The sequence below is a fragment of the Flexivirga endophytica genome (assembly GCF_014640635.1).
GTDB lineage: Bacteria > Actinomycetota > Actinomycetes > Actinomycetales > Dermatophilaceae > Flexivirga > Flexivirga endophytica.
The window spans coordinates 102,590-125,733 of record NZ_BMHI01000004.1 but is presented as its reverse complement, the minus strand read 5'-3'; the positions used below and the strand labels follow the sequence as shown (position 1 = coordinate 125,733).

General features: G+C 68.5%; 18 protein-coding genes and 1 tRNA gene. 5 read left to right on the top strand and 14 right to left on the bottom strand.

Annotated elements, in window-relative coordinates; genetic code table 11:
- Positions 1–43: 43 nt before the first annotated feature.
- The 6 genes from IEX71_RS12585 to IEX71_RS12560 all read right to left on the bottom strand — a co-directional run bounded on the left by IEX71_RS12585 (position 44) and on the right by IEX71_RS12560 (position 10,049).
- The gene (locus IEX71_RS12585) at positions 44–1,357 is read right to left on the bottom strand and encodes an HNH endonuclease signature motif containing protein (RefSeq protein ID WP_188837396.1); all 1,314 of its coding nucleotides are present in this window, start codon (positions 1,355–1,357) and stop codon (positions 44–46) included.
- 231 nt (positions 1,358–1,588) lie between these two features.
- Entirely contained in the window at positions 1,589–3,058 is a 1,470-nt protein-coding gene (locus IEX71_RS12580) for a hypothetical protein (protein ID WP_188837395.1), read from the bottom strand.
- Positions 3,059–3,080: 22 nt separating this feature from the next.
- Positions 3,081–5,105 (bottom strand): acyltransferase family protein, encoded by a 2,025-nt coding sequence (locus IEX71_RS12575; RefSeq protein ID WP_188837394.1) that lies wholly within the window; start codon positions 5,103–5,105, stop codon positions 3,081–3,083.
- The gene (locus IEX71_RS12570; RefSeq protein WP_188837393.1) at positions 5,102–7,117 is read right to left on the bottom strand and encodes an acyltransferase family protein; all 2,016 of its coding nucleotides are present in this window, start codon (positions 7,115–7,117) and stop codon (positions 5,102–5,104) included. The genes IEX71_RS12575 and IEX71_RS12570 overlap by 4 nt, the downstream gene beginning before the upstream one ends.
- On the bottom strand, positions 7,060–9,006 hold the full coding sequence (locus tag IEX71_RS12565; RefSeq protein WP_188837392.1) for an acyltransferase family protein: 1,947 nt from the start codon (positions 9,004–9,006) through the stop codon (positions 7,060–7,062). The genes IEX71_RS12570 and IEX71_RS12565 overlap by 58 nt, the downstream gene beginning before the upstream one ends.
- 74 nt (positions 9,007–9,080) lie before the next feature.
- A complete protein-coding gene (locus IEX71_RS12560) occupies positions 9,081–10,049 on the bottom strand; it encodes a nucleotidyltransferase family protein (protein WP_188837391.1) in 969 nt (322 codons plus the stop codon).
- Positions 10,050–10,127: 78 nt separating this feature from the next.
- Between IEX71_RS12560 and IEX71_RS12555 the strand changes: the two genes are divergently transcribed.
- Positions 10,128–11,795 (top strand): hypothetical protein, encoded by a 1,668-nt coding sequence (locus IEX71_RS12555; protein WP_188837390.1) that lies wholly within the window; start codon positions 10,128–10,130, stop codon positions 11,793–11,795.
- Between the two features lie 39 nt (positions 11,796–11,834).
- Positions 11,835–12,392 (top strand): hypothetical protein, encoded by a 558-nt coding sequence (locus IEX71_RS12550; RefSeq protein ID WP_188837389.1) that lies wholly within the window; start codon positions 11,835–11,837, stop codon positions 12,390–12,392.
- A 280-nt stretch (positions 12,393–12,672) separates the two neighbouring features.
- Here the strand turns inward: IEX71_RS12550 and polA are convergent, their stop codons facing one another.
- Positions 12,673–15,354 carry a DNA polymerase I gene (polA, locus tag IEX71_RS12545; RefSeq protein ID WP_188837388.1) on the bottom strand — a complete coding sequence of 894 codons (2,682 nt, stop codon included), beginning with the start codon at positions 15,352–15,354 and terminating at the stop codon, positions 12,673–12,675.
- A 19-nt stretch (positions 15,355–15,373) separates the two neighbouring features.
- Here polA and IEX71_RS12540 point away from each other — a divergent pair, with 19 nt between their 5' ends.
- On the top strand, positions 15,374–15,829 hold the full coding sequence (locus IEX71_RS12540) for a PaaI family thioesterase (protein WP_188837387.1): 456 nt from the start codon (positions 15,374–15,376) through the stop codon (positions 15,827–15,829).
- 5 nt (positions 15,830–15,834) lie between these two features.
- Here IEX71_RS12540 and IEX71_RS12535 read toward each other — a convergent pair whose 3' ends face one another.
- The 6 genes from IEX71_RS12535 to IEX71_RS12510 form a co-directional block, all read right to left on the bottom strand.
- Entirely contained in the window at positions 15,835–16,407 is a 573-nt protein-coding gene (locus tag IEX71_RS12535; RefSeq protein WP_188837386.1) for a GNAT family N-acetyltransferase, read from the bottom strand.
- A 168-nt stretch (positions 16,408–16,575) separates the two neighbouring features.
- Positions 16,576–17,211, bottom strand: a complete 636-nt coding sequence (locus IEX71_RS12530) for an ANTAR domain-containing response regulator (protein ID WP_188837885.1) — start codon at positions 17,209–17,211, stop codon at positions 16,576–16,578.
- Positions 17,212–17,263: 52 nt separating this feature from the next.
- Entirely contained in the window at positions 17,264–18,289 is a 1,026-nt protein-coding gene (locus IEX71_RS12525) for a DUF695 domain-containing protein (protein WP_188837385.1), read from the bottom strand.
- Positions 18,290–18,477: 188 nt separating this feature from the next.
- Positions 18,478–18,729 (bottom strand): PLDc N-terminal domain-containing protein, encoded by a 252-nt coding sequence (locus IEX71_RS12520; RefSeq protein ID WP_229749693.1) that lies wholly within the window; start codon positions 18,727–18,729, stop codon positions 18,478–18,480.
- Between the two features lie 108 nt (positions 18,730–18,837).
- Positions 18,838–20,211 carry a cryptochrome/photolyase family protein gene (locus IEX71_RS12515; protein ID WP_188837383.1) on the bottom strand — a complete coding sequence of 458 codons (1,374 nt, stop codon included), beginning with the start codon at positions 20,209–20,211 and terminating at the stop codon, positions 18,838–18,840.
- A gap of 4 nt (positions 20,212–20,215) precedes the next feature.
- Positions 20,216–20,298 (bottom strand) — tRNA-Leu (locus IEX71_RS12510).
- 114 nt (positions 20,299–20,412) lie between these two features.
- On the opposite strand from IEX71_RS12510, the gene IEX71_RS12505 reads away from it, so the two are divergent.
- Both IEX71_RS12505 and IEX71_RS12500 read left to right on the top strand, forming a co-directional pair.
- Positions 20,413–20,754, top strand: coding sequence for a VOC family protein (locus IEX71_RS12505; RefSeq protein ID WP_188837382.1), 342 nt, complete (start codon positions 20,413–20,415; stop codon positions 20,752–20,754).
- A 126-nt stretch (positions 20,755–20,880) separates the two neighbouring features.
- Entirely contained in the window at positions 20,881–21,357 is a 477-nt protein-coding gene (locus tag IEX71_RS12500; protein ID WP_188837381.1) for an SRPBCC family protein, read from the top strand.
- A 180-nt stretch (positions 21,358–21,537) separates the two neighbouring features.
- Here the strand turns inward: IEX71_RS12500 and pyk are convergent, their stop codons facing one another.
- Complete coding sequence (gene pyk / locus IEX71_RS12495; RefSeq protein ID WP_188837380.1) at positions 21,538–22,977, bottom strand: pyruvate kinase; 1,440 nt, start codon at positions 22,975–22,977, stop codon at positions 21,538–21,540.
- Between the last annotated feature and the right edge of the window lie 167 nt (positions 22,978–23,144).

Below are 23,144 nucleotides of genomic sequence, written 5' to 3'. Positions count from 1 at the left end.
CTAAGCACGCGAATCCTGTTCGCGGAGTTGCCGATTCGCAGGTTCAGGCCGCTGCGGTCCGGTGGCCGGGCATCAGGCCGGGTGTGAGGTCCCAGTGCACGCGGTCGGGTTGTATGTCGGCGGTGTAGCCCTTGCGGTGCACGGTCTGATGATGCCGGCCGCACAGCATGGCCGAGTTGGCCAGGGAGGTTTCGCCGCCGGCCCACCACGGCCGGACATGGTGCACTTCGCAGAAACCCGGTGGCCGGTCACAACCGGGGAAGCTGCACCCGCCATCGCGCAGGATCACCGCGGCCCGGATCGCCTTAGTGGCCAACCGTTCTCGCCGGCCCACATCCAACGGTGCGCTGGGTCCGCCGAGCACGGCCGGGATCAGGTCCGCGGTGCACGCGAACCGGCGAGCAGCACCCGCGTCGACCGTGTCACCGGTGGTCGTGGACGCCGCACCCACACCCTGGGCGAGGGCCTCCAACCCCATCGTCAACAGCACTGTTGCCGCACTGGATTGGGTGCCTTCCCCGGTCGCGGCCCGGGCGCCGGCACCGATGAGGTCGAGGAGCGCGTCCGGGCGTCGTTTGCCCGGGGACCGCTCGTCCCGCACCTCCGCCGCTACTGGACCACCATCGGCGGGTTTCGCGGGGTCGGGTGCGGACTTGGCGTTGATCGCGTCCTTGAGGATCGCCGCGTTCGCCGGCGACAACTCCGCCACCAACCGCGTCATCCCCGTCGGGGTCGTCGACCAGGTCAACGACTCAGTCCGCTCCAGCTTCTCGTCGCCCTTAGAGAGTTTGTCCGGGTCGAACCGGGCGATGATCTGCCGCGTCAACTGCGTCAACCCCGCACACCCGAGGGCCGGGTCCAGCTGCAGGTACCAACCCAGAATCTCCTCACGCTCCGCGGTCGGAATCACCGGTGCCACCTTGTCGGCCTGCGTCAACGCAGTCCGCGCCGACTCCACCGAACACGAACCCTCCCGCAACGCGGCCGTGATGACAGTGTTCTTCCGGTCCCGGCACGCATCAGCCACCGACGCCACCACCCGCACCGTCCGCGGTTCCACCGGGACATCGCGGACCTGCCCGCCCAACCACTGCGCCGTGGTCGCAGCATCGGAACCAACCAGCACGCCACGAGTCACCGCATCCGAAGCCACCAACGTCACGACCTGCGCGGACCGGCCCAGCAACCGCAAAAGCGTTGTCACCAGCTCGGCTTCCTGGCCCTGCCCCAGTTGATGCACCGCACCGGGGACCTCGTCCAACACCTGCTCCGCCGCCTGCAACCCGGCAAGCACTTCCGGCCCCCGCCCCGGCTCCGCGACCGGGACACCATCCAGCACGGATTGATCACCGATCATGACGTGAATCCCCTTCCCCTGTAAGCATTTTCGCCTACTTACAGGATACCTGGAAGCACCGTCAATGACTAGGGAATCATCGAACATATTTCGGGTATTCCGTAGGCTGGACGGCCATCAAACCTGACTCGTAGACGGTTTCGACAGCATCCGCTGCAAGCCGCGTTGACCGCCTCCGGCATCCCAACGAAGACTTGGTCGCCCTCCCGACCACACCAACCGAGCGCAGACTCAGCCCCGCCCGGACGGCATGGTGACGAGCGGCGAGTGGTCGTCCCGGATGGTGACCGCCACCGCGTCGGCCGGCGCGCGATCGATCCGTCGATAGGCATCGTCCTCGCGCTTCGGCCAGTAGGTGTCGAAGTACGGCGCATAACCGTCCGCAGCGAGCCGCGCCACGACGGCAGGACAGAAGCTCACGAGTGCGCGGCCGGCGTCGCAATGGACGACGACCGCTCCGCCGTGGACGCCCGCCGCGCGCAGCTGGCGAACCGCTTCCTCGACCGGTTGGCGGGCAAGCTTCGAGTCCGACGTCTCGCCGCCGACGAACCGGTTGTGCATCGGACCGGCGGGACCGATAAGCAGGGCGACCAGCAATCCGAGGGCCGCCCACGCGACCGGTGGAACTCTTTGCGCGGGAAGGGATCTCACCCAGGTGTCGCACCACGCGACTCCGGCGAGGATGATGGCCCCGAGAGCCATCACCAGGTAAAGCACACGGGTCGCGCCGCTGGCCGCAACGGACAGCGCGAGGCCGAGCCCGACGAGACCGCTGACCCACCGCAGGGCGCTGCGCGGCGAGATGCGCACAGTCGAGTCGATCGGCCACGCGCACCAGCAACAACCCGCCACGAGGACCACTGTCGCCACCAACCGCAGCGGGCTGCCCAGGGTGTCCAGTGCAAGCGCCCAGACCTGCGACGCGTTGTTCGGCGTCACCACGAACAGCTCCACCAGAGCCGGCAACCACAGCGCCAGCGTCAGAACGATGGCGAGGACTCCGGGGCGGCGCCAGATCGGTGGTCGGCCCCGCGGCCGCCAGCCCGGCAGCGGCCAGACCGTTCCCCGCTCCCGGCGCCAGCGCAGCATGCCCACTGCGCACATGACGATGAACAGCGGGAGGACCATCGGGATCAGGGCGAGATTTGCCTGCACCACCACCGAGCCGACCGCGACGAAACACGGCAACGCCGCCCGGTGGCCCAGCAGGATCCGCCACGACACGACCATCAGCGCGATGAACCCGAGCACGGCCGGCCACGGATTCCACGGCAGCACCAGGAACGGGCCGAGCAGGAGCTCGCAACCGGCGACTGCGATGACCACCATGGCCACGCCGGTGCGTCCGCCGGCCAGCCGCCCATGCCACAACGCCGTGGCGACCATGCCTGCCGCCAGCAACAGGCAACCGAGGACCAGACCCGCCGGGTGGAAGCCCGTCGCGGCATACGGGACGGCAAGCAGATAGAACTCGATGGGACCCGGATGATGCGCCCACACACCGGAATTCGTGATGCCGCTGGTCGAGCGCATCCCCTGCAGCGGCGGGTGCGCGCTGAAGACATCGTGAATTCGCAACGCGATCCAGCCTTCGTCACCCTGCGGGAGCCAACCAGTGCTCAGCCAACAGATCGAGCTGACTACGAGGGGCAACAGCAGGAGGCCGAACAGGACGGTGCCCGACCGCCTCCCCCATCTCACCGTCACACCTTATGGCCCCGGGTCACTGCGAGACGGAGTCAACAGAAAGCTTCGGCCCGAAGAGTTTGCGCAGCTCGGGCGTGAAGTGCCGCCACCACTGGGCCGCGCCCTCCTTGTCGAAGTGCACTCCGTCGGAACGCATGGTGACGCCGTCCAGCTGCTTCTGGTACTTCCCGTTGGGACACAGGTAGCTGCGCATGTCGAGCAGGCTCGTCTTCGGATGGGTCTTCGCCACCTCTGCCAGCACGTCGTTGACGGCGCGCTGGCGCCATACCTGGTTCTGGGTCGACGCCGCCTCGGCGTCCTCGTCCTGGTTCACGCCCGGCAGTGCTCCGATGCCGCTCGCGCCCTTGCGGTCGTAGCACGGGATGTTGGCGATGGTCACCGGGAAGCGTCCGTGCTGACCCGCGACGTCGGCTGCTTGTCCGTATGCCTTCCGCAGAAAATCACGCCAGGCGGGTGTCCCGACCCGCAACACCTTGCCGCCGACCCGGCGATCGAACAGCTCGGCGGATCCGGAGACGACGATCGACAGTCGCGGCTTGGTCTCCTCGACCAGCGCTGCCCAGCGCTGCTGCCAGTTCGCGCATTGCGGTGCGGGCGCCGTCTCGAACTTCCCCACCTGCAGTTGCTGCGGTATGGCGACCCCACACCCCAGCTGAGTGCTCGAACCGACGCTCAGGGAGTGCGGCGCACCCGCCGAGTGGTACTTCCAGAGGGTGAACGCCACCGAGTCACCGAAGATGTCGACCCGGCTCTGGTCCGCGCGCATCGGGCCGGTCACGGTGGTGACGCTGCCCGGCAACGCGGTGCCGAAGATCGGATCCTTGGCGGCGGCCGTCGACGCGAACGCGCAGGTCGTGCCGAGCGCCAGCGCGACCACGGCGCCGACCACGCCGCCGTGTGGCACCAGCCGGCGCAGCGCACCGGAGCGGATCGGTCGCTCGACGAACCAGTCGAAGGCGAAGGCCACGACGAAGACGATGGCCATCCGGACTGCCACGAGAGGCACCCCGGACAGATGAGTGCGCTGCGAGTCGAAGATCAGGAACAGCGGCCAGTGCCAGATGTACAGCCCGTAGATGCGCCGGCCGACAGCTGTCAGTGGCGCCCACTCCAGCGCGCGAGAGATGCGGCTGTCCCGACAGGTCGCCAGGTGCCAGCACAGTCCGGTCGCAGCGAGCCCGGACAGTAGGAACCCGCCCCGGAAGATCCACTCGGTCTGCGCGTCTACGACCAGGGGCACCCCGAAGAGCCAGATCAGTCCCCCGGCGGCTGCCAGCGTCGACCACATCGAGGAACGCATCGGTATGCCGAGCACGACCATCACCTGTCGACGCGGGCGCCGGCGGCGCCTGGCCTGTTGCTCGAGGACGACGGCGAGCGCACAGCCGACCAGGATCGCCTGGGCGCGGCTGAAAGTGTTGTAGTAGGCGCTCGAGGGGTCACCGGTCGGGTGATAGATCATCGCCATCCACAACGCGGACCCGCCGGCCAGCACCGCGAGCACGGCCGGCAGCCCACGTAGCCGTCCCCGACGCCAGGTCAGCCACGCCAGCAACAGCAGCGGCCAGACGACGTAGAACTGCTCCTCGATCGAGAGCGACCAGGTGTGCAGCAACGGCGAAACTGTTGCGCCACCTTGGAAATACGACTGCTTGTCATCGATGAAGTGCCAGTTGGACCAGAACGTCAGCGCCGAAAGCATGTCCACCCGGAAGCGGCCCAGCGTCGTCGGGTCGGCGAAGAACTTCGCGTATGCCGCCGCCAGCACGACCACTCCGGTCATCGCCGGCAACAGACGACGCGCGCGACCGCACCAGAAAGCCAGCAACGGCACCGTCCCCCAGCGTCCGACCTGCCGCAACAACAGCGCGGTGATCAGGTAACCGCTGATCGCGAAGAACATGTCGATCGACAGGAACGCGCCGGTCAGCACCGACCAACCTGCGTGGTAGAGCAGCACGATGAGCACACCGGCACCGCGGAATCCGTCGATGGCCGGAATGTAGTGGCGACTCGCGCGGGACTTGACCGGGTCGCTCACGACTTCTCTCCAAGTAGGCGAACTGCCTGCGGTACCAGCCACTTCCAGACGACCTTCGCGCCCCAGGGCGAGAAGTGGACGCCGTCGGCATACAGGCTGTAACCGCCGGGACGCTTCGGGCTGTCGCCCGATCCGCAGACCGCGTCCTTCAGATCGATCACCGGTGCACCGTGGGCGCGCGCCCACTTGCGGACGATGGCGTTCAGCTGGGCCGGATGCGCGAACGAGCGCAGGCTCTGCGGCGAGTGCTCCCGCATGGTCTTCAGGAAGACGCCGGCCGCGGACTTCTCGTCGTAGCAGGGCATGGTGACCATCGCGACCCCTGCGCCGGCACGTTCGGCGCCGGCAGCGACGACGTCCAGCTGTTTCTCGACGGCCCTGTCATAGACGGGGTCACCCCAGGTGCGCGCTTTGCCGTCCAGCTGGTGAGGGAACTGCAGCAGCCGCGACGGTATGACGAGCAGCAGCTCCGTGCCGGTGCCTTCCAACTGCTGCGGCCACTTCTTCTTGAACGCGACGCAGTCCTTCCGCAATGGTTCGCGATCACCGTTGCCCGGATTGAGGTAGGGCACGTCCAGCAGATCGCATCCGGAGCTCGCGGCGTCGACCACCTCGAGGTTCCGGTAGTCACTCGACGGGAAGTCCTTCGCCAACCGGTCCGGCACCGAGTCGCCGAACAGCGCGATCGTCCGCTTGCCGTCGGACGCCTCGTATGCCGCCTGCCCCCTCACCAGATCGGGCGTCGGGGCGGAGACGTTGGGGCTCTCGGCCGCCGCTGCCGGATTTCCGTGGACACCGAGCGCTCCCACGGCCAGTGCGACGGCGATCCCCACCGCGACGGTCCGGGCCTTGATCGGCCCGCCGACCACCACGCGCCAACCCCGATCGTGGATCGGCCGCTCGATGCGCTGGTAGGACAGCGTGGCGACCCCGATGCTCAGCGGGAACGCGAGCAGCACTCGCTGCCACACCGGTGCGTCAGGCAGCGCCTGCTCCACCCACAGACCGATCGGCCAGTGGTAGAGGTAAGCACCGTAGGAGATCCGGCCCAGCCCGGCCAACGGTCGCCAGCCCAGCACACGCTGCATCGATCCGCCGCGTTCGTCAGCGGTCGCCCAGACCCACACGACGGTGATCAGGGACAGGACGAACATGCCGCCGTCCGCCATGAGGGTCGTCTGCGGTGCGGCGACGACGAAGGACAGCACCGTGAGGGCGAAGGCTGCCCAGCCGATGATCTGCACCTGCTTCACCGGCACCGAATAGGACTGCGCGTTCCGGCCCAGGTGCGCGGACGCGACGCCCAGCGCAGCTCCGAGCAGGAGCGACTGCGCTCGTGTGTCGGTGCCGTAATAGAGGTGCGAGCGTGCAAGATCGCTGCCGACCCCGACATACGCCATCCAGCCGGCGGAGACCACCGCGAGACCGACGAGCACGGCGATCAACGCACGGCGGGTGCGCAGGAGTGCCATCAGCGCGAGCACGAGCAGCGGCGCGACCAAATAGAACTGTTCCTCGACCGACAGCGACCAGGCGTGTTGCAACACCGACGGCTCGGTGAAGTGCACGAAGTACTGGTCGCTCTGGGAGATCAGCCGCCAGTTCATGAAATAGAACATCGTGCCCAGCACGTCCCACCGCATCGTCGCGCGCTGGGACTCGGACGCGAACGCGAGGCCGTAGACGAGCACCGCCGCGAGCAGGACCGCGAGCGCCGGCAGCAGTCGCCGGGCTCGGCGGGCGTAGAACGCCAGGAAGTCGATCCGGCCGGAGCGCGCCCGCTCCTGGACCAGCAGCCGCACGATGAGGAATCCGGACAGGACGAAGAAGACGTTCAGCGTCAGCCAGGCGCCGGAGAGCCGGCTGAGTCCGAAGTGGTAGCTCAGCAGGAAGATGACCAACACACCACGGATGCCGTCCAGCGCGTCAACGCGACCGGTCGACGAGGCGTTCTTCACTTCGTGGCCTTCGGCGTGCCGGGCACCCACTTGGCGACCTGCGGCAGCAGCCACTTCCAGAAATCCTCGGCGCCGGCCTTGGTGTAATGCACGCCGTCGTCGCGGAGTTTGACACCGTGCACCTTCTCGGTGAATTTCCCTGTGGGACAGACCAATTCACCCGGGTCGACCAGATGGACCGTCTTCGGGTGCTTGGCGGCGAAGGTGCGCAGGATCTTGTTGACGGCGGCGGCGCGCTCGGGGTCGTTGCGGTCGGTGGCCATGTTCACGCCGTTGACCATGTACTTCGGCTGACCGAGGCACGGCACCGTCGGTATGACGATCGGCCCGTGCTTGCCGGCCTTGTCCATCGCCTCCAATCCGGTCTCCATCCGGGACAGCAGGTAGGAGGAGTATGCCGCGCTGCCGACCTTGAGCGTCTTGCCGTCGACGTAGTGGTCGTAGACCTCCCAGGGCCCCATGCTCCACACGACGACCTTCGGCTTGGTGCTGCCGACTCCCTCCGCCCAGTGCTCGAAGATGTTCGAGCACTCCGACTCGGTGGGTTGGCGCTTGCCGGAGACGACGATGCTCTGCTCGGCGGTGCCGCAGCCGAAGTCGACAGCGGCGGTGGGCCGGACATCCGGGTACGCGTGCTTCGGGAAGTTGTAGCCCAGCGAGAAGCCGACCGAGTCGCCGACGATCAGCAGTGAGTAACCGCCCGAGCCACCGGAGACCGTGACGCCCTCACCGGCGCGGGCTGCGGGCGCCAGCCGCATCCCGTTGACCGACACCGCGATCACCACGGCGGTGGCCGCGACCGCCGCGACCGGCACGAGGGTGCTCACCTTGCGACCGAGCTTGCGCAGCGCACCCTTGCGGATCGGGTTCTCGACCAGGTAGTAGGAGGCGCTCGCGATGGCGAAGGTCAGCCCGAAACGCAGCAACTGCAACGGTATGCCGGACAGGTGCGTCCGATCGGGGGTGAGCACGACGAAGAGCGGGTAGTGCCACAGGTAGAGCCCGTAGGACATCATCCCGACCCAGGCCAGCGGCCGCCAGGCGATCACCCGGGCGATCGAGCTGCCGGGCAGCAGTTCGACCGAGGCGATCAGCAGGGCGAACATCGTGTCGAAGACCAGGTAGCCGCCGTAGAAGACCCAGCCGTGCGCGGGGATCCAGAAGAACCAGTAGAGGGTCAGCGCCGCGACCACCCAGCCGCCGCCGACCACGAATGGCCGGTTGCGCTGCGCCCAGGCCGCCAGACGTTGCCGGTCGAGCATCGACATACCGACCGCGAGCGCGGCACCGACGAGGATGTCCTGCATCCGGCTGTCGGTGCCGTAGTAGACGCGCGACGGGTCACCGCCGGGCACGTAGAGCTTGGCCATGACCAGCGCGGACAACGCGGCCAGCGCGATCATCACCGCCAGGATCTTGCCGCGGCCCCGCCGCCCGAACATCCGGAAGAGCACGATCATCAGGATCGGGAAGAGCAGGTAGTACTGCTCCTCGATGCCGAGGGTCCAGGCGTGTTTGAAGGGCGACTGGGCGACCGCGCCGAACTGCTCGAAGTAGGACTGCCCGGTCAGCACCATCCGCCAGTTGGCGACGTAGAAGAGCGCGGCCAGACCGTCACCCTTGATGGTGCTGGGTGTCGCATCACCGAGGATCCGCGGCCACGCCACCGACACCACGATCAGCATGATGAGCAGGGCGGGCAGCAGCCTGCGGGCCCGGCGTACGTAGAAGCCGACGAGGTCGATCGACCCCCACTTGTCCAGCTCCTTCAGCAGCAGACCGGTGATCAGATAACCGGAGACGATGAAGAAGACGTTGACCGACCAATAACCTCCGGTCACCCATTGGTAGGGGACGTGGAAGAGCATGATCGTCAGCACCGACACGGCACGCATGCCGTCCAGTGCCGGGCGGTAACCACCGCCGGTGGGTCGTGGGCTCATCAAGTCGCAGACGTGCTCGGGGGTCGGGACGTCGCGCAAGCATACTTGCCCGAGATGCAGGTCACACCCAGGCCTTACTGACCAGTAGGTTGCGCGGTCAGTACCGCGTCCGCCCAGTCGGTGCCGCCGGTGACGCGAGCACCGGCCGCCACCACACAGCGGATCAGCCGAACGTCCGCGCCGACCCGCGCGCCGGGCAGCACCACCGACCCCTCGAGCACTGCGCCGGCGTCGACCGCCGCACCGGCGTGCACGCTGCACCCGCCGGTCAGCCGCGCGGCAGGATCGACATACGCCTCGGGTGCGACGTAGACGTCGTGGTGGTCGACGATCGCACCCGGCAGCCCGCCGGTCACCGCGTCCACGCTCGCCAGCCGGTATGCCGCGGGGCTGCCCACGTCCCGGAAGTAGCCGTCGCCGGTCCACGCGTGGACCACGACGCCGTCGGCGATCAGGGTCGGCAGTACGTCGCGTTCCCACGAGGACCGGCCGACAGGCAGCGACCGGAGGAGGTCGGCGTCGACGACATACGTGCCGGCGTTGGCCAGCCCGGGGCCGGTGCCGGACTTCTCGGCGAAACCCCGCACCCGTCTGTCGTCGTCGCAGGTCACCTGGCCGTATGGCGCCACGTCCGGCACCCGCCGCACGTGCAGGCACACCTGCGCCGACCGGGCCGCGGCGAGTTGGCCGGACAGGTCGTGGCTGGACAGCAGGTCGCCGTTGAGCACGACGACCCGGTCCGCGTCCGGCAGGTGCTCGATCGACGCGCGCAGTGCGCCACCGGTGCCGAGCGGTTCGTCCTCGACGCAGTGCCGCAGGCGCAGGCCCCACCGGGCCCCTTCGCCGAGCACGGCGTCGAAATGACCGGCCAGGTAGCCGGTGGAGATGACGACGTCCCGGACGCCCGCCGCCGCGAGGCGCCGCAACTGGTAGCCGATCAGCGGCTCGGGGCCGAGCGGCAACAGTGGTTTGGGGCAATCGTCGGTGAGCGGACGCATCCGGCTGCCCGCTCCCCCGGCCAGCACGATCCCTGCGAGAGTCACGTCCGCATTATGTCCTGCTTGACTCACCGGTAACCTGCCACGGGCACCCAACGCCCGCCCACGACCCCGAGGTGACACATGCAGGTGAACCTGCTGCGCCGGCTGCGGTATGTCGCACGCCTGCCGGTCACCTGGCTCGTCGTGGTCGCGCTCGTGCCGATCGCCGTGGCGTATGTCCGCGCCGTGTCGCACGGGTGGGCGCCCGAGGGTGACGACGCCGTCATCGCCGACCGGATGCGGGCGGTCCTCAGCTGGCACCCGCCGCTGATGGGCCAGCGCTCCACCAGCATCCTGACCGAGGGCGCGAACGTGCCCACCCACCATCTCGGCCCGCTCGAGTACTACTTCGGCGCACCGATCGCGGCACTCTTCGGCTTCTCCGGAGCCGGCATCCTGCTGTCGGTCGCGATCGGCAACGCGATCGCGGCCGCCGGATCGATCATTGTCGCGTTCCGGCTGCGGGCGCTGCGGACCGCCATACCCGTGGCACTCGCGGCGCTGTTGCTCGAATGGTCCCTCGGGCCGGAGCAACTGGTGCGTCCGCTGAACGTGTATGTCGCCACGCTGCCGATGCTGCTGGTGCTGGCGTGCGCGTGGGCGCTGGTCGACGGTGACCTGTCGGTGCTGTGGCTCTACGCCGTCTCGGCGTCGTTCGTCGCCCAGTCCAATCTGGCGTTCGCGCCGTTCGTCGTCGGGCTGACCGTGGCACTCGCGCTGCTGACGCTCTCGCGCCGGCTGCGACACGTGCGGATGTCCCGCCTCGGGCACGACCGGCTGCGGCGGGCCTGGCAGATCGCCAGCGGGGTGTTGTTCCTGGTGTGGCTGCCGTCGCTGTTGGAGCTGGTCGCGTACCAGCCCAACAATCTGCAGCAACTGCTGAAGTACCGCTCGCAGTCCACCGATGTCGGCGCCTCCTGGCCGCACGCGCTCGCCTACACCCTGGACCGGCTGTCGCCGCTCGGCTTCGGTCGGTTCCACAACACCTACCGACCGGCCGAGACCGGGCTCGCCGTCGTCGTCGGAGCGGTCGGAGCACTGCTGCTCGGCCTCGGCGCATTCGCCGGATCCCGGCGGCCGCGTACGGCGGGCAGCTTCGCGTGTGGCGTCACCCTGGTCGCCATACCCATCGAGGCGTGGGGGCTGACCCACATGGCCGGCTTCACGGTCGGCTACTGGCTGCTACCGACCCTGGTGATCGCAGCGTTCGGTGTGGCCGCGCTGCTGGTCCGGGCGACCGAGTTGGTGCCGCGTCGCCGGCTGGTCACGGTGCTGCAGCGCATCCCGGCCGTATGGCGTCTCGGGGTCTCGGCGGTCGTCGCGGTCGTGCTGGCGGTGCTCGCGTCGGTCAGCGCTGCCGCGCCGTCATGGGGCAACGAGTCCGCGGCCCGGCACGCCTCGTCGGTCGTGACGTCATACCTGCGCAAGCACGTGCAACCCTCCGCGCCGGTCGCGGTGCAGGGCAGCGGAATCTACTCGCTCAGTGTCGACTCGGCGATCGGCTTCCAGCTCGGCCGGCAGGGTTTCGACACCTATTACATGCTCGGCTGGCCGGTGCCGGAGGACACCGACAAGTGGCACGTCGATCATGCGCCACCGACCCATGTCAGCGTCGTCATCGCCGAACGCACCGACGGTGGCAAGTGGTCGCGGGAGCGACCGGACGGGGCTGCGCAACTGGACCTGGGCCGTTTCCGCGACACCGACGTGCGGGCATGGGTGAAGATTCCCTCGATCATGGCCCGGTGAGGCACAAATCCGATCCGACCGATGAGTAACATTCGGGCCATGCCCGAAGACCTCGAGACCCGCACGGTGATGACACCTCGCACCGGCACCAAGATCTGCATCCTCGTCGGCCTGGCGTTCATCGTCGCCGCCGTCTACTTCTACTTCGTCCCCGCAACGAGTGTGCACACCGACAGCGGATCGGTCTTCGGGTGCGGCACCGCTGCGAACCCGTCGAACAGCACGTTCGCCAAGGGCACTTGCTGGCGGGTGACCGACGTGGAGAAGTACCGCGCCATAGCCGCCGCCGCCATCGGCATCCTGACGATCGTGCTGGGTGCGGTGATGTTCGGGGTCGACCGTCGGACCGAGACCCGACGTGCCCGGCACGAGGGTTATGCGGACGACCGGCCGCGCTCGGCCGACCGCGACGACCGTGGGTGGGACGACGAGCCGCGCCGTCGGCAGGACGACGACCGGCCCGACCGCGTCGAGCATGCCGATGACGGCGCGGACCGCGCCGGTTTCGGGGCCGCCGCACAGGACGAGTCCGATCACCTCGAGTCGCGACGGGAGCGTCGTCGACCGCGTCGGGACTGGGACGACGACCGCGCCTGACCTGCGCCGCCGCCGCACCGATCCGGGTGTGTCCCGACCCAGTGTCAGGCCGTGCACGCGTGCGGCCACTCACACCGCCCATACGCCGCCCCAGGGTCAAGCCGTGCACGCGTGCGGCCACTCACACCGCCCATACCCCGACACTGGGGAGACTTCGGTACACGCCGGGCGACCCGTAACCACGAACGGCTGAGCGCCGGTGCGAAACGCACCGGCGCTCAGCCGTTTTCGGAAGTGGACGTGGGTCAGCGTGACCGCAGGCGGCCACGGGTCGGCTGAGTCAGTGCGCGGCGGCGTGCCAGGAGTTTCCCACGCCGATGCTGACGTCCAGCGGCACGTCGAGCTCGATCGCGGCACCCATCTCGCGCCGGACGATCTCCTCGACCGTGGCCTGCTCCCCCGGCGCGATCTCGATGACGAGCTCGTCGTGGACCTGCAGCAGCATGCGGGACTTCACGTCCGCGGTATCGAGTGCAGCACGCACGTGCAGCATGGCCAGCTTCATCACGTCGGCGGCCGAACCCTGGATGGGTGCGTTGAGCGCCATCCGTTCGGCCGCCTGGCGTCGCTGCCGATTGTCCGACGTCAGGTCAGGCAGGTAGCGCCGGCGGCCGAGCATCGTCTCGGTGTAACCGGTCTTGCGAGCGACGTCGACGACCTCCCGCAGGTAGTCACGCACTCCCCCGAACCGGGTGAAGTACTCCTCCATCAGCGTCGTCGCCTCGCCGGCGGAGATCGCCAGCTGCTTCGACAGTCCGTATGCCGACAAACCGTAGGCGAGGCCGTAGGACATCGCCTTGACCTTCGCGCGCATCTCGGCCGTCACGTCCTGCGGCTCGACGGCGAACACCCGGGAGCCTACGAACCGGTGCAGGTCCTCACCGCTGCGGAACGCCTCGATCAGGCCTTCGTCGCCGGACAGGTGCGCCATGATCCGCATCTCGATCTGGCTGTAGTCGGCCGACATCAACGACTCGAATCCGTCACCGACAACGAACGCCTCACGGATGCGGCGCCCCTCCTCGGTGCGGATCGGGATGTTCTGCAGGTTGGGGTCGGTCGACGAGAGCCGACCGGTCGCCGCGATCGTCTGCTGGTAGGTCGTATGGATGCGACCATCGTCCGCGATCGACTTGGTCAGTCCCTCCACGGTCACCCGCAGACGTGCCGAATCCCGATGCCGCAGAAGCGCTTCCAGGAACGGGTGCTCGGTCTTGGCGTAGAGATCGGTCAACGCATCGGCGTCAGTCGTGTAGCCGGTCTTGGTCTTCTTGGTCTTGGGCATGCCGAGCTTGTCGAAGAGCAGCACCTGCAACTGCTTCGGCGAACCCAAGTTGATGCGCTCACCCTCGGCCGCCTCGTAGGCGTCCTCGGCCGCGCGATCCAGCGCGTCGGCGTAATCGCTCTCCAGCCGCTCCAGCAGCTCCGGGTCGACGTGGATGCCGACGCGCTCCATCTGCGCCAGCAGATCGACCAGCGGCAGCTCCATCTCGGCCAGCAGCTCGGTGCCGCCGGTCTCGGCGACCTGCTCGTCCAGCGCCGTCGACAGGTCGAGCACGGCGCGCGCCTGGACCATCGCCTCCTCGCCTTGGTGGTCGTGGCCGTCCAGGTCGAGCATCCCCTGGGCCGGGTTGTCCTGCTCGGGCCGCAGCTCGCGGCGCAGGAAGCGCAACACCAGGTCGGCGAGGTCGTAGGCGCGCTGGTCGGGCCGCACGAGGTATGCCGCCAGCGCGGTGTCGCTCACCAGCCCGGCGAGCGGGAGGCCCGCGGCATACAACGCCTGCAGCGGACCCTTGGCGTCGTGCATGACCTTCGGACGCTCCGGGTCGGCCAGCCACTCGCGCACGACCTTGTCGGCCGCCTGCGTCAGCTCCGCCACGTCGAAGTATGCCGCCCGTGCGGCCTCCCCGTCACCGACAGCGACGGCGATCGCACGCACGTCGCCGGTCCCGCGGGACCAGTCGCCGATGACGTGCAGTCCGGCGCGTTCCTTCGAGGTGAGGTTGTCGGCGACCCAGCCGGCGACCTCTTCCGGCGCCAGGACCGAACCTTCGACCTCGACCACACCTTCAGCCTCATCACCGGCCGCGTCGAGGGTCGCGAAGAGCCGCTCACGCAACACCCGGAACTCGAGGCCGTCGAAGACCTGGTGCACCTGGTCGCGGTCCCACACCTGGCGCTCCAAGTCGTCGACGGTCACGTCGAGGCTGACGTCACGTACCAGCTGGTTGAGCCGACGGTTGCGCAGCACCCCGTCCAGATGCTCACGCAACGAGTCGCCGACCTTGCCCTTGATCTCACCGACGTGGTCGACGATGCCGGGCAGGTCGCCATACAGCGCCAGCCACTTGGCAGCAGTCTTGGCGCCGACGCCGGGCACCCCGGGCAGGTTGTCGGACTTCTCCCCCACCAGCGCGGCCAGGTCGGGGTAGCGCTCCGGGGAGACCAGATAGCGCTCCTCGACCTTCGCCGGTGTCATCCGCCACAGGTCGGACACTCCCTTGGCCGGGTAGAGCACGGTCACCTTGTCGGTGACCAGCTGCATCGCGTCGCGGTCGCCGGACACGATCAGCACCTCGTCGAAGCCTTGGTCCTCGGCCTGGGTCGACAGCGTCGCGATGAGGTCGTCGGCCTCCCAGCCGGCCAGCTCGATGTAGCGGATCTTCAGCGCGTCGAGGATCTCGTGGACGAGCGACACCTGCCCCTTGAACTCGTCCGGGGTCTTGGCCCGACCGGCCTTGTATTCGGCGTATTCCTCCGCGCGGAAGGTCTGCCGGGAGACGTCGAAACAGACACCGATGTGGGTGGGCTCCTCGTCCCGCAGCACGTTGATCAGCATCGAGGTGAAGCCGTAGACGCCATTGGTGGGCTGCCCGGTGGAGGTCGAGAAGTTCTCGACCGGGAGCGCGTAGAACGCGCGGTAGGCGAGCGAATGACCGTCGAGGAGAAGGAGGCGTTTCACGCATGGCAGCCTAAGGGGCATGACCGACACCAGTGCGCAGTCCCCCACTCCGGCCGCCGACGCGGAACTCGTCAAGCTCTTCAACGACATGAGTGCCGGAACGCTCAGCGAGCGGATGGGCATCACATTCGTCGAGGCGAGCCCGCAACGCATCGTTGCGACCATGCCCGTCGAGGGCAACAACCAGCCCTACGGCTTGCTGCACGGCGGCGCCAGCGTGGTGCTCGCCGAGACGCTCGGGTCGGTCGGCGCCGCCCTGCACGCCGGCGAAGGACGCATCGCTGTGGGCCTGGACATCAACGCCACACATCACCGTGGCGCACGCTCGGGACTGGTCACCGGCACTGCGACGCCGTTGTCGCTCGGTCGCACGCTCGCCTCATACGAAGTGGTCGTCACCGACGAGGACGGCAACCGGCTGTGCACCAGTCGGATCACCTGCCTGCTTCGGGACAGTGCGCCCAAGGCGCAGTAGGCGGCTCAGTCGACAAGCGTGGACTGCGCCGGGACCAGCACCGGGTCGCAGTCGCGGGCACGTGCCCTGGCGCGCAGCGACCGGCGTAACCGGACCGCGTCACTGACGGTCGACAGGCCGTGGCCGGCCAGTCGCCGCCGCAACGCCGCGGGGGTCGTGCTGCGCTCGGTCACCACCGCGGAGAAGCCGAGTCGGGCGAAGAAGCGATTGGCGTCACGGCTGCTCGCCGGGACGCAGGAGACGATCTCGGGGGCACCGATGTGCTCGGCGTATGACGCCACTGCCTTCAGCAACGCGCCGGCGGCGCCGCGCTGGCGTCGACCCGGCCGCACCCAGAGCACGTCCACCCAGACCGCCGGCGTGTCCTGCAGCGCAGACACCGGACCGGACATCACCACGCTGTAGCCGACCGGCTCCGCGTCGATCGAGGCGACATAGACGCGCACATCCGCGCGTGCGCAGGCACGGGTCAACCGACCCTCTCGCAACGAGCGCTCCACATGGTCGTCGCTGTGCCCTTCGGCACTCTTGGCCTGACGCCACAAAGCGACGAGTTCTTCCTCGTCGCCGGATGTCATGCGCGTGACCTGAACCGCCGATCTTGCCACTTTCGAACCTCCGCCGAATGACCCCGAGCCACACGTGCATGCCGCAGATTACGCCTAGTCGTTCAGCGCTCGCTCACAGCCTGCCCACATCGGGCTGAGAGGACGCCGAGGCGTGTACGGCCGTTCAACTCTACTGCCTCAGGGTTCGGTCGGCAGGCCGTCCGCGGAACCGCCGGGATCCTCCTCGGAACCGCCCGCTATCACCGCATCCGCGACCTCGCGCATGCCCAGACGGCGGTCCATCGCGGTCTTCTGGATCCACCGGAAGGCACCGGGTTCGTCCAACCCGAGCCGGCTCATCAGGATGCCCTTGGCGCGGTCCATCCGCTTGCGTGTCTCCAGGCGCGCCCCGAGGTCCGCGACTTCACCTTCCAGTGCCTTGCGTTCGGCCCACCGGGACCGTGCGACCGTGATCGCCGGCTGCAGGTCGTCGATCGTGAACGGCTTCAGCACGTAGGCCATCACGCCGGCGTCGGAGGCACGCTCCACCAGCTCCTTGTCGGAGAACGCCGTCAGCATGACGACCGGCGCGATGCCGTCCCGCCCGATCTCGTCCGCCGCGCTGATGCCGTCCAGGACCGGCATCTTGACGTCCATCACCACCAGGTCGGGGGTCAGCTCCCGGGCGGAGTCGACCGCTTGACGCCCGTCGCCGACCTCGGCCACGACGTCATACCCGGCTTCCCGCAGCATCTCGGCGAGATCGAGTCGGATGATCGCTTCGTCCTCGGCGACCAGCACTCGCACGTTGGTCTCTTGGTTCGTCACGCGCATCAGCTTCGCATGTGCCGGTGTATGGCGTGGCTCACCTCCCACCGCACGGACGTCAGCCTCGCAGGTGCGCCACACCGGACCACCCGGGATCCGACTCGACGTCGACCTTGACGGTGCCGTCGGGCCAGCCGGTCACGGCAGCCTTGATCTGGTCGGCTGCCGGCGTCGTCCCGTCGGCGTACACGTGGACGAGGCAGACGCCGCCGCTGCACTCGTGCGCCACGACCCGGCCCTGCTCCTCCAGCCGGTCCGTGACGTGCTGCTTGAGTCGTTCCAGCTCGGTCAGCGCGGCGGCGCTCGGCAGTCCGTTGTCGTTGTGCCCGCGATAAGGGACGGCCACGACGATGTGCTGGTCCAACTGCGGCGCAGACGCTGCCGCCAGCGGCACCTGCGCGCCGGCGGTCACTGGACCGCGAGGACCGGTGCCCTGCAACGTGATCCACCGTGGCCGACCGTCGTCGCCGGTGAACTCCTCACGCAGGTCGCGCACCACGGCCCGCAACCCGGTCAGGCCGAAACCGTCCAACGGCGGCGTCGTCACCGGCTGCAACTCGCCGATCCAGGTCTCGGTCATCTCCTCGCCGAGAGCCGTGTCCAGCGCGACGAAGCAGACCCCGAGCCGCTGATCCTCGGCCACGTCCGCCAGCCGCGGGTGGTAGACGGTCACGTCGACGCGGCTGCCGCTGCGGCGCACACCGACCTGGACGGCGCCCAGGTCGAACTCGTGCCCGTCGAACTTCAGGACCCGCCCATCGATCGTCGTCGCGGGCTGACGGCTGTCGGCATACGACCAGACGAAGTCGGCCTGCGGAGCCGCTGCGAGCCAGCGGCGGGCCACCGCGCGCACCTCGGGGTCGCCATCAGCGGTGACGACCAGCAGGTGCGCCGCTGCGCTGCCCGGGGCGATCTCCCACGCCAGGCGCTCGTCGATGGCGTGCACCCGCGGGTCGAGCAATGCGACGGTGCCGGTCTCCGGGTCGGCCATCGCGACCTGTCCCGATCCGCCGTCACTCCACCAGGACCAGAACGCGTCGATCGCGTCGCCACTGGTGTCCCGTCGCTTGCCGAAAAGTGCCATGGGAGCTATCAAACACCAGTGCGGTTCGGCGCTGTCGAGGCACTCACTCGTCGTCGGAATCGTTCCGGGTCGACACGTTGGACGCCGTCGATGTGTCCCAGCTCCGGCACCACCCTCGTCCCTCCCGCAGGATGCCTCACCCGTCGGCACACGCCACCAGGTAGCGCCGCTCGCCGCGCCCGCCGTCCTCAGCGGTCCCTTCTCAGGAAGAGGGTGCCGTCGCCCTCCTTGGTGGTCAGCTCCTCCGGGGCGGTGCTGGGTTGCTGCACGATGCCCAGCTTCTCGAAGGCGAGGTAGGCGAACGCGCCGAGCGGCACGAGGATCAGCACCGCCAGCGCCCACTGCCACTTGCGCAGCAACAGCTGCCGCTCGGTCCGTGCGATGTCGACCAGGCAGTAGGCGATGAGCAGCACGCCGAGGACTATCAGCGGCAGTGCCATTGCAAAAGAGACCTGGTATCCCATGTCGTGCCCTCCCCGTGGCCGGCACCCGGCCGACCCATGATCTGAGTATGGCACCAGAGGCGCCTCCTGGCGGCGCGCCGGCCGCTAGGAAGCAGGTGGTGCGGAACCCCCACGGAGCCTGGACAGGGAGACCTCCCGTTCGACGGCGTGGTCGACGATCCGCTCGGGATATCCCTCACGGTATCCGTCGGTCTGCCGCCAGGGCTCGTGTGCGGCGCCCCCGCTCAGGTGCCGCAGCTCCGGCACCCACCGGCGGACGTAGTCGCCGTCGGGGTCGAACTTCTTGCCCTGCGTGACCGGGTTGAAGACCCGGAAGTATGGCGAAGCGTCGGTCCCGGTCCCGGCCACCCACTGCCACCCGTGGTTGTTCGACGCCACGTCTCCGTCGATCAGCCGGTCGAGGAAGAAGCGCGCACCCAGCGGCCACCAGAGGTGCAGGTCCTTGGTCAGGAAGCTCGCGGCCACCATCCGGACCCGGTTGTGCATCCAGCCGGTCGCGACCAGCTGGCGCATTCCGGCGTCCACCAGCGGGTAGCCGGTCCGGCCCTGTTGCCACGCTGTCAGCTCGAGGCCCGGCTCGTCATACGACATGTGGCCGAGCGTCGTCGTGAGATCGTGCCAGGCGCTGCGCGGGTGCCGCCACAGCACGTCGGCGTAGAACTCGCGCCACGCGAGCTCGGAGACGAACGAGTCGCGGCCCGGACCGGACACGGACGCGAGATCCGCCAGGAGCGTGCGTGGGTGGATCGCGCCGACCTTCAGGTAGGGACTGAGTCCGCTCGTCCCGGCGAGATCGGGCCGGTCCCGCGCGGTGTCGTAGTCACCGATCGATTCGTCGAGGAAGTCACGCCAGCGGCGCAGCGCGGCTCCCTCCCCGGCGTCCGGCAGATCCGGGAGGCCGTCGGCCGCACGCGCGGACTGCAGTGCGGTCAACGCTGCCTCGTCGGAGTCCACGGCGCGCCACGACACGTCCACCTCACCGGCCGGTCCCGGAGCTCCGTGCTCGTTCCACGCCCGCCGGAACGCGGTGAAGACCTTGAACCCGGTCCCCGCCCCGGTGGTCAGGACACCCGGACCGATCGCGTATGGCGTGCCTGTCTCCACCCAGTCGATTCCGTTGTCCTGCAACGCCTTCGCGACTTCACGGTCTCGGCGCGCTCCGAACGGTGTGGTTTCCCGGGAGACGTGCACGGAGGTGGCGCCGAGCCGGCGAGCCGTCTGCGGGATGACCTGCCGGGAGTCGCCATACAGGACCGCGAGGTGGCCGTCGTAGGAGTCGACCGCCGCCTCGACCGAAGTCGCCAACCATGCGCGGCGGACAGTGCCGGCGGACTTCCAGAGGGCCGGGTCGACGACGAACACCACGCCGACGTCGTCGCCGGTGGCATCCGCCGCGGAGCGCAGGGCCGGAAGATCGGATCGCCGCAGGTCGCGACGCAGCCACAGCAGGCTGGTCATTGGGTGCCGGAGGCGGGATTTGAACCCGCACGCCCTTTCGAGCAAAGCATTTTGAGTGCTCCGTGTCTGCCGTTCCACCACTCCGGCAGGAGTGCTGGGACAGCATACGGGAGAGTCCGTGTGCGGCTCCAATCGGACGCGCGGCGCCCCGGCAGAACCAGCCTTGACCTCAAGCATGCTTGAAGACCCAGGATGCGACGCATGAACATCACTGGACTGGGTTGGTCAGGTTCGAGGACGTCGGCAGCGCCGGAGCTCGCCCACTTCTACGCCAACGTCCTGGGTCTGCCGCTCGCTCACCACGAAGCCGACTTCTGGGTCTTCACGTTGCCCGACGGACGCAACGTCGAGGTGTTCGGCGAGGGTTACGCGGGCAAACAGCACATGGTCACCGGACCGGTGGTCGGCTTCGCCGTCGAGGATCTACCGTCCGCGGCCGAGGAACTGCGAGCTGCTGGGGTCGAACTGCTCGGCGAACCCGGCCCGACCTGGCAGCACTTCAGGGGTCCGGACGGCAACGTCTACGAGCTCGTGGCCGACTGACCGTATGTCGGTTCCGCCCGCGGCGATGCTCCTTCGGCGCGGACCGATGAATTCCGCGTGGCCGGCGTGTCATACAGGTGGGAACGTCCCGGCGGCCGATGACCGGCCGCGGCAGAAAGGCACCACATGATCGAGCAATTGACGGCCACGCTGACCATCGATGCACCGGCGGACGCCGTGTTCAGGGTGCTCGCGGATCCGACCACCCATCCCGTGATCGACGGGACCGGGTGGGTCGTGAAACCGGTCGATCCGGACCCGCTGACCGCCGACGGGCAGCTCTTCAGGATGGACATGTACTTCGACAACCCGGAGTTCGAGGACGGCAACTACCGAATCGCCAACAGGGTCAACGTCTTCGACGTGCCTCAAGCGATCGGCTGGCTGCCCGGCCAGGAAGGCGCGGACGGTGAGGTGCACGCCGGTGGGTGGAGCTGGCGTTACGACCTCGTGCCGGTCGGGACCGGTCGGACCGCCGTCACGCTCACCTACGACTGGTCACACGTGCCGGGCGACGTGCGGGCGATGATCTCGTTCCCGGCAGCCGACAGCGCACACCTGAACAATTCACTGCAGCACCTCGCCCGCCTGGTGACCAGCTGACCAGAAAGCAACCGATGTTCGCGGGCCATCCCCTACCCGGAACACACAGGCGACAACGCAGCGCAACGGCACCCGACGAAACGCCAACTCGCGCGGAGCCGACGACCAGAACGCCGCCGATGTTCGCGAGCTCGCGAGCGTTACATCTGCGGCGTTCTGCGAGGAGGCGCAGCAGAAGGCTCAGTGGTAGGCGGGGGCGACCTTGTTCCGGGCGTCACCCATCCGGTGCACGCGCAACGCGTTGGTGGAGCCGGGGATCCCCGGGGGCGAACCGGCCACGATGACGACGAGGTCGCCTTCCTCCGCGCGGCCCTCCCCCAGCAACGTCTCGTCGACCTGCATGGCCATCTGGTCGGTGTGCTTCACCTGCGGCACGAGGTAGGTCTCCACTCCCCACACCATCGCCAGCTGGGACCGCGTGGACGCCGCCGGTGTGAACGCCAGCATCGGGCGGGCGCTGCGGATGCGCGACATCCGCTTCGCGGAGTCGCCCGACTCGGTGAACGTCACCAGATAGCGGACGCCCAGCAGGTCGCCGACCTCCGCTGCGGCGGCGGTCACGGCGCCACCCTTGGTGTGCGGGCGGGTGCCCAGCGGCGGCACCCGGTCCAGCCCGTGCTCCTCGGTGCTGTCGATGATGCGAGCCATCGTCTGGACGGACTCGATCGGCCACGCGCCGACACTGGTCTCCCCGGACAGCATGATCGCGTCGGCACCGTCGAGCACCGCGTTGGCGCAGTCGCTGGCCTCGGCCCGCGTCGGCCGGGAGTTCTCGATCATCGACTCGAGCACCTGCGTCGCGACGATGACCGGCTTGGCGTTGCGCCGGCAGATCTCGATCGCGCGCTTCTGCACGAGCGGGACCTCCTCCAGCGGGAGCTCCACGCCCAGGTCACCACGCGCCACCATCACACCGTCGAACGCGTCGATGATCGCCGCGAGATTGTCGACCGCCTGGGGCTTTTCGACCTTCGCGATCACCGGGACCCGCCGCCCCTCCTCGTCCATGATCTCGTGCGCACGCCGTATGTCGGAGGCATCCCGCACGAAGGACAGTGCGACCACATCGGCGCCCAGCTTCAGTGCCCAGCGCAGGTCGGCCTCGTCCTTCTCCGACAGTGCGGGGACGCTCACCGCGACCCCGGGCAGGTTGATGCCCTTGTGGTTGGAGACCGGACCGCCCTCGATCACCTCGGCATGCACCTCGGTCTCGGTGACTTCCCGCGCCCGCAGGCAGACCTTGCCGTCGTCGATGAGCAGCAGGTCGCCGGGCTGCACGTCGCCCGGCAAACCCTTGTAAGTAGTGGAAACTCGGCTTTGGTCGCCCTCGATGTCGTCGACTGTGATCGTGAACGGATCACCGTTGGCGAGCATGATCGGACCGTCTGCGAAATTGCCGGTCCGGATCTTCGGGCCCTGGAGGTCGCACATGACACACACGGCGCGACCGGAATCGTCCGACGCCGCACGGATCGCCCGGTAGACCTGCTCGTGGTCCGAGTAGGCGCCGTGCGAGAGGTTCAGTCGCGCGACATCCATTCCGGCGTCGACCAAGGCCCGCACCTTCTCCGGTGCAGCAGTGGCAGGTCCGAGGGTGCAAACAATTTTGGCTCGACGCATGCCTCCACCCTAGTGAGCCGGACAACCACTCAACGCATCGTCGGGCAGACCGTCCGACATACGAGTGAGTAACTTCCGTTTCGCGGCACGAGTAAGTCGCGACGGTAGCGACCTACTCGCCCGGAACCGCCTCGCAGGACGAATAACTCGCGACAGTAGCGACCTAC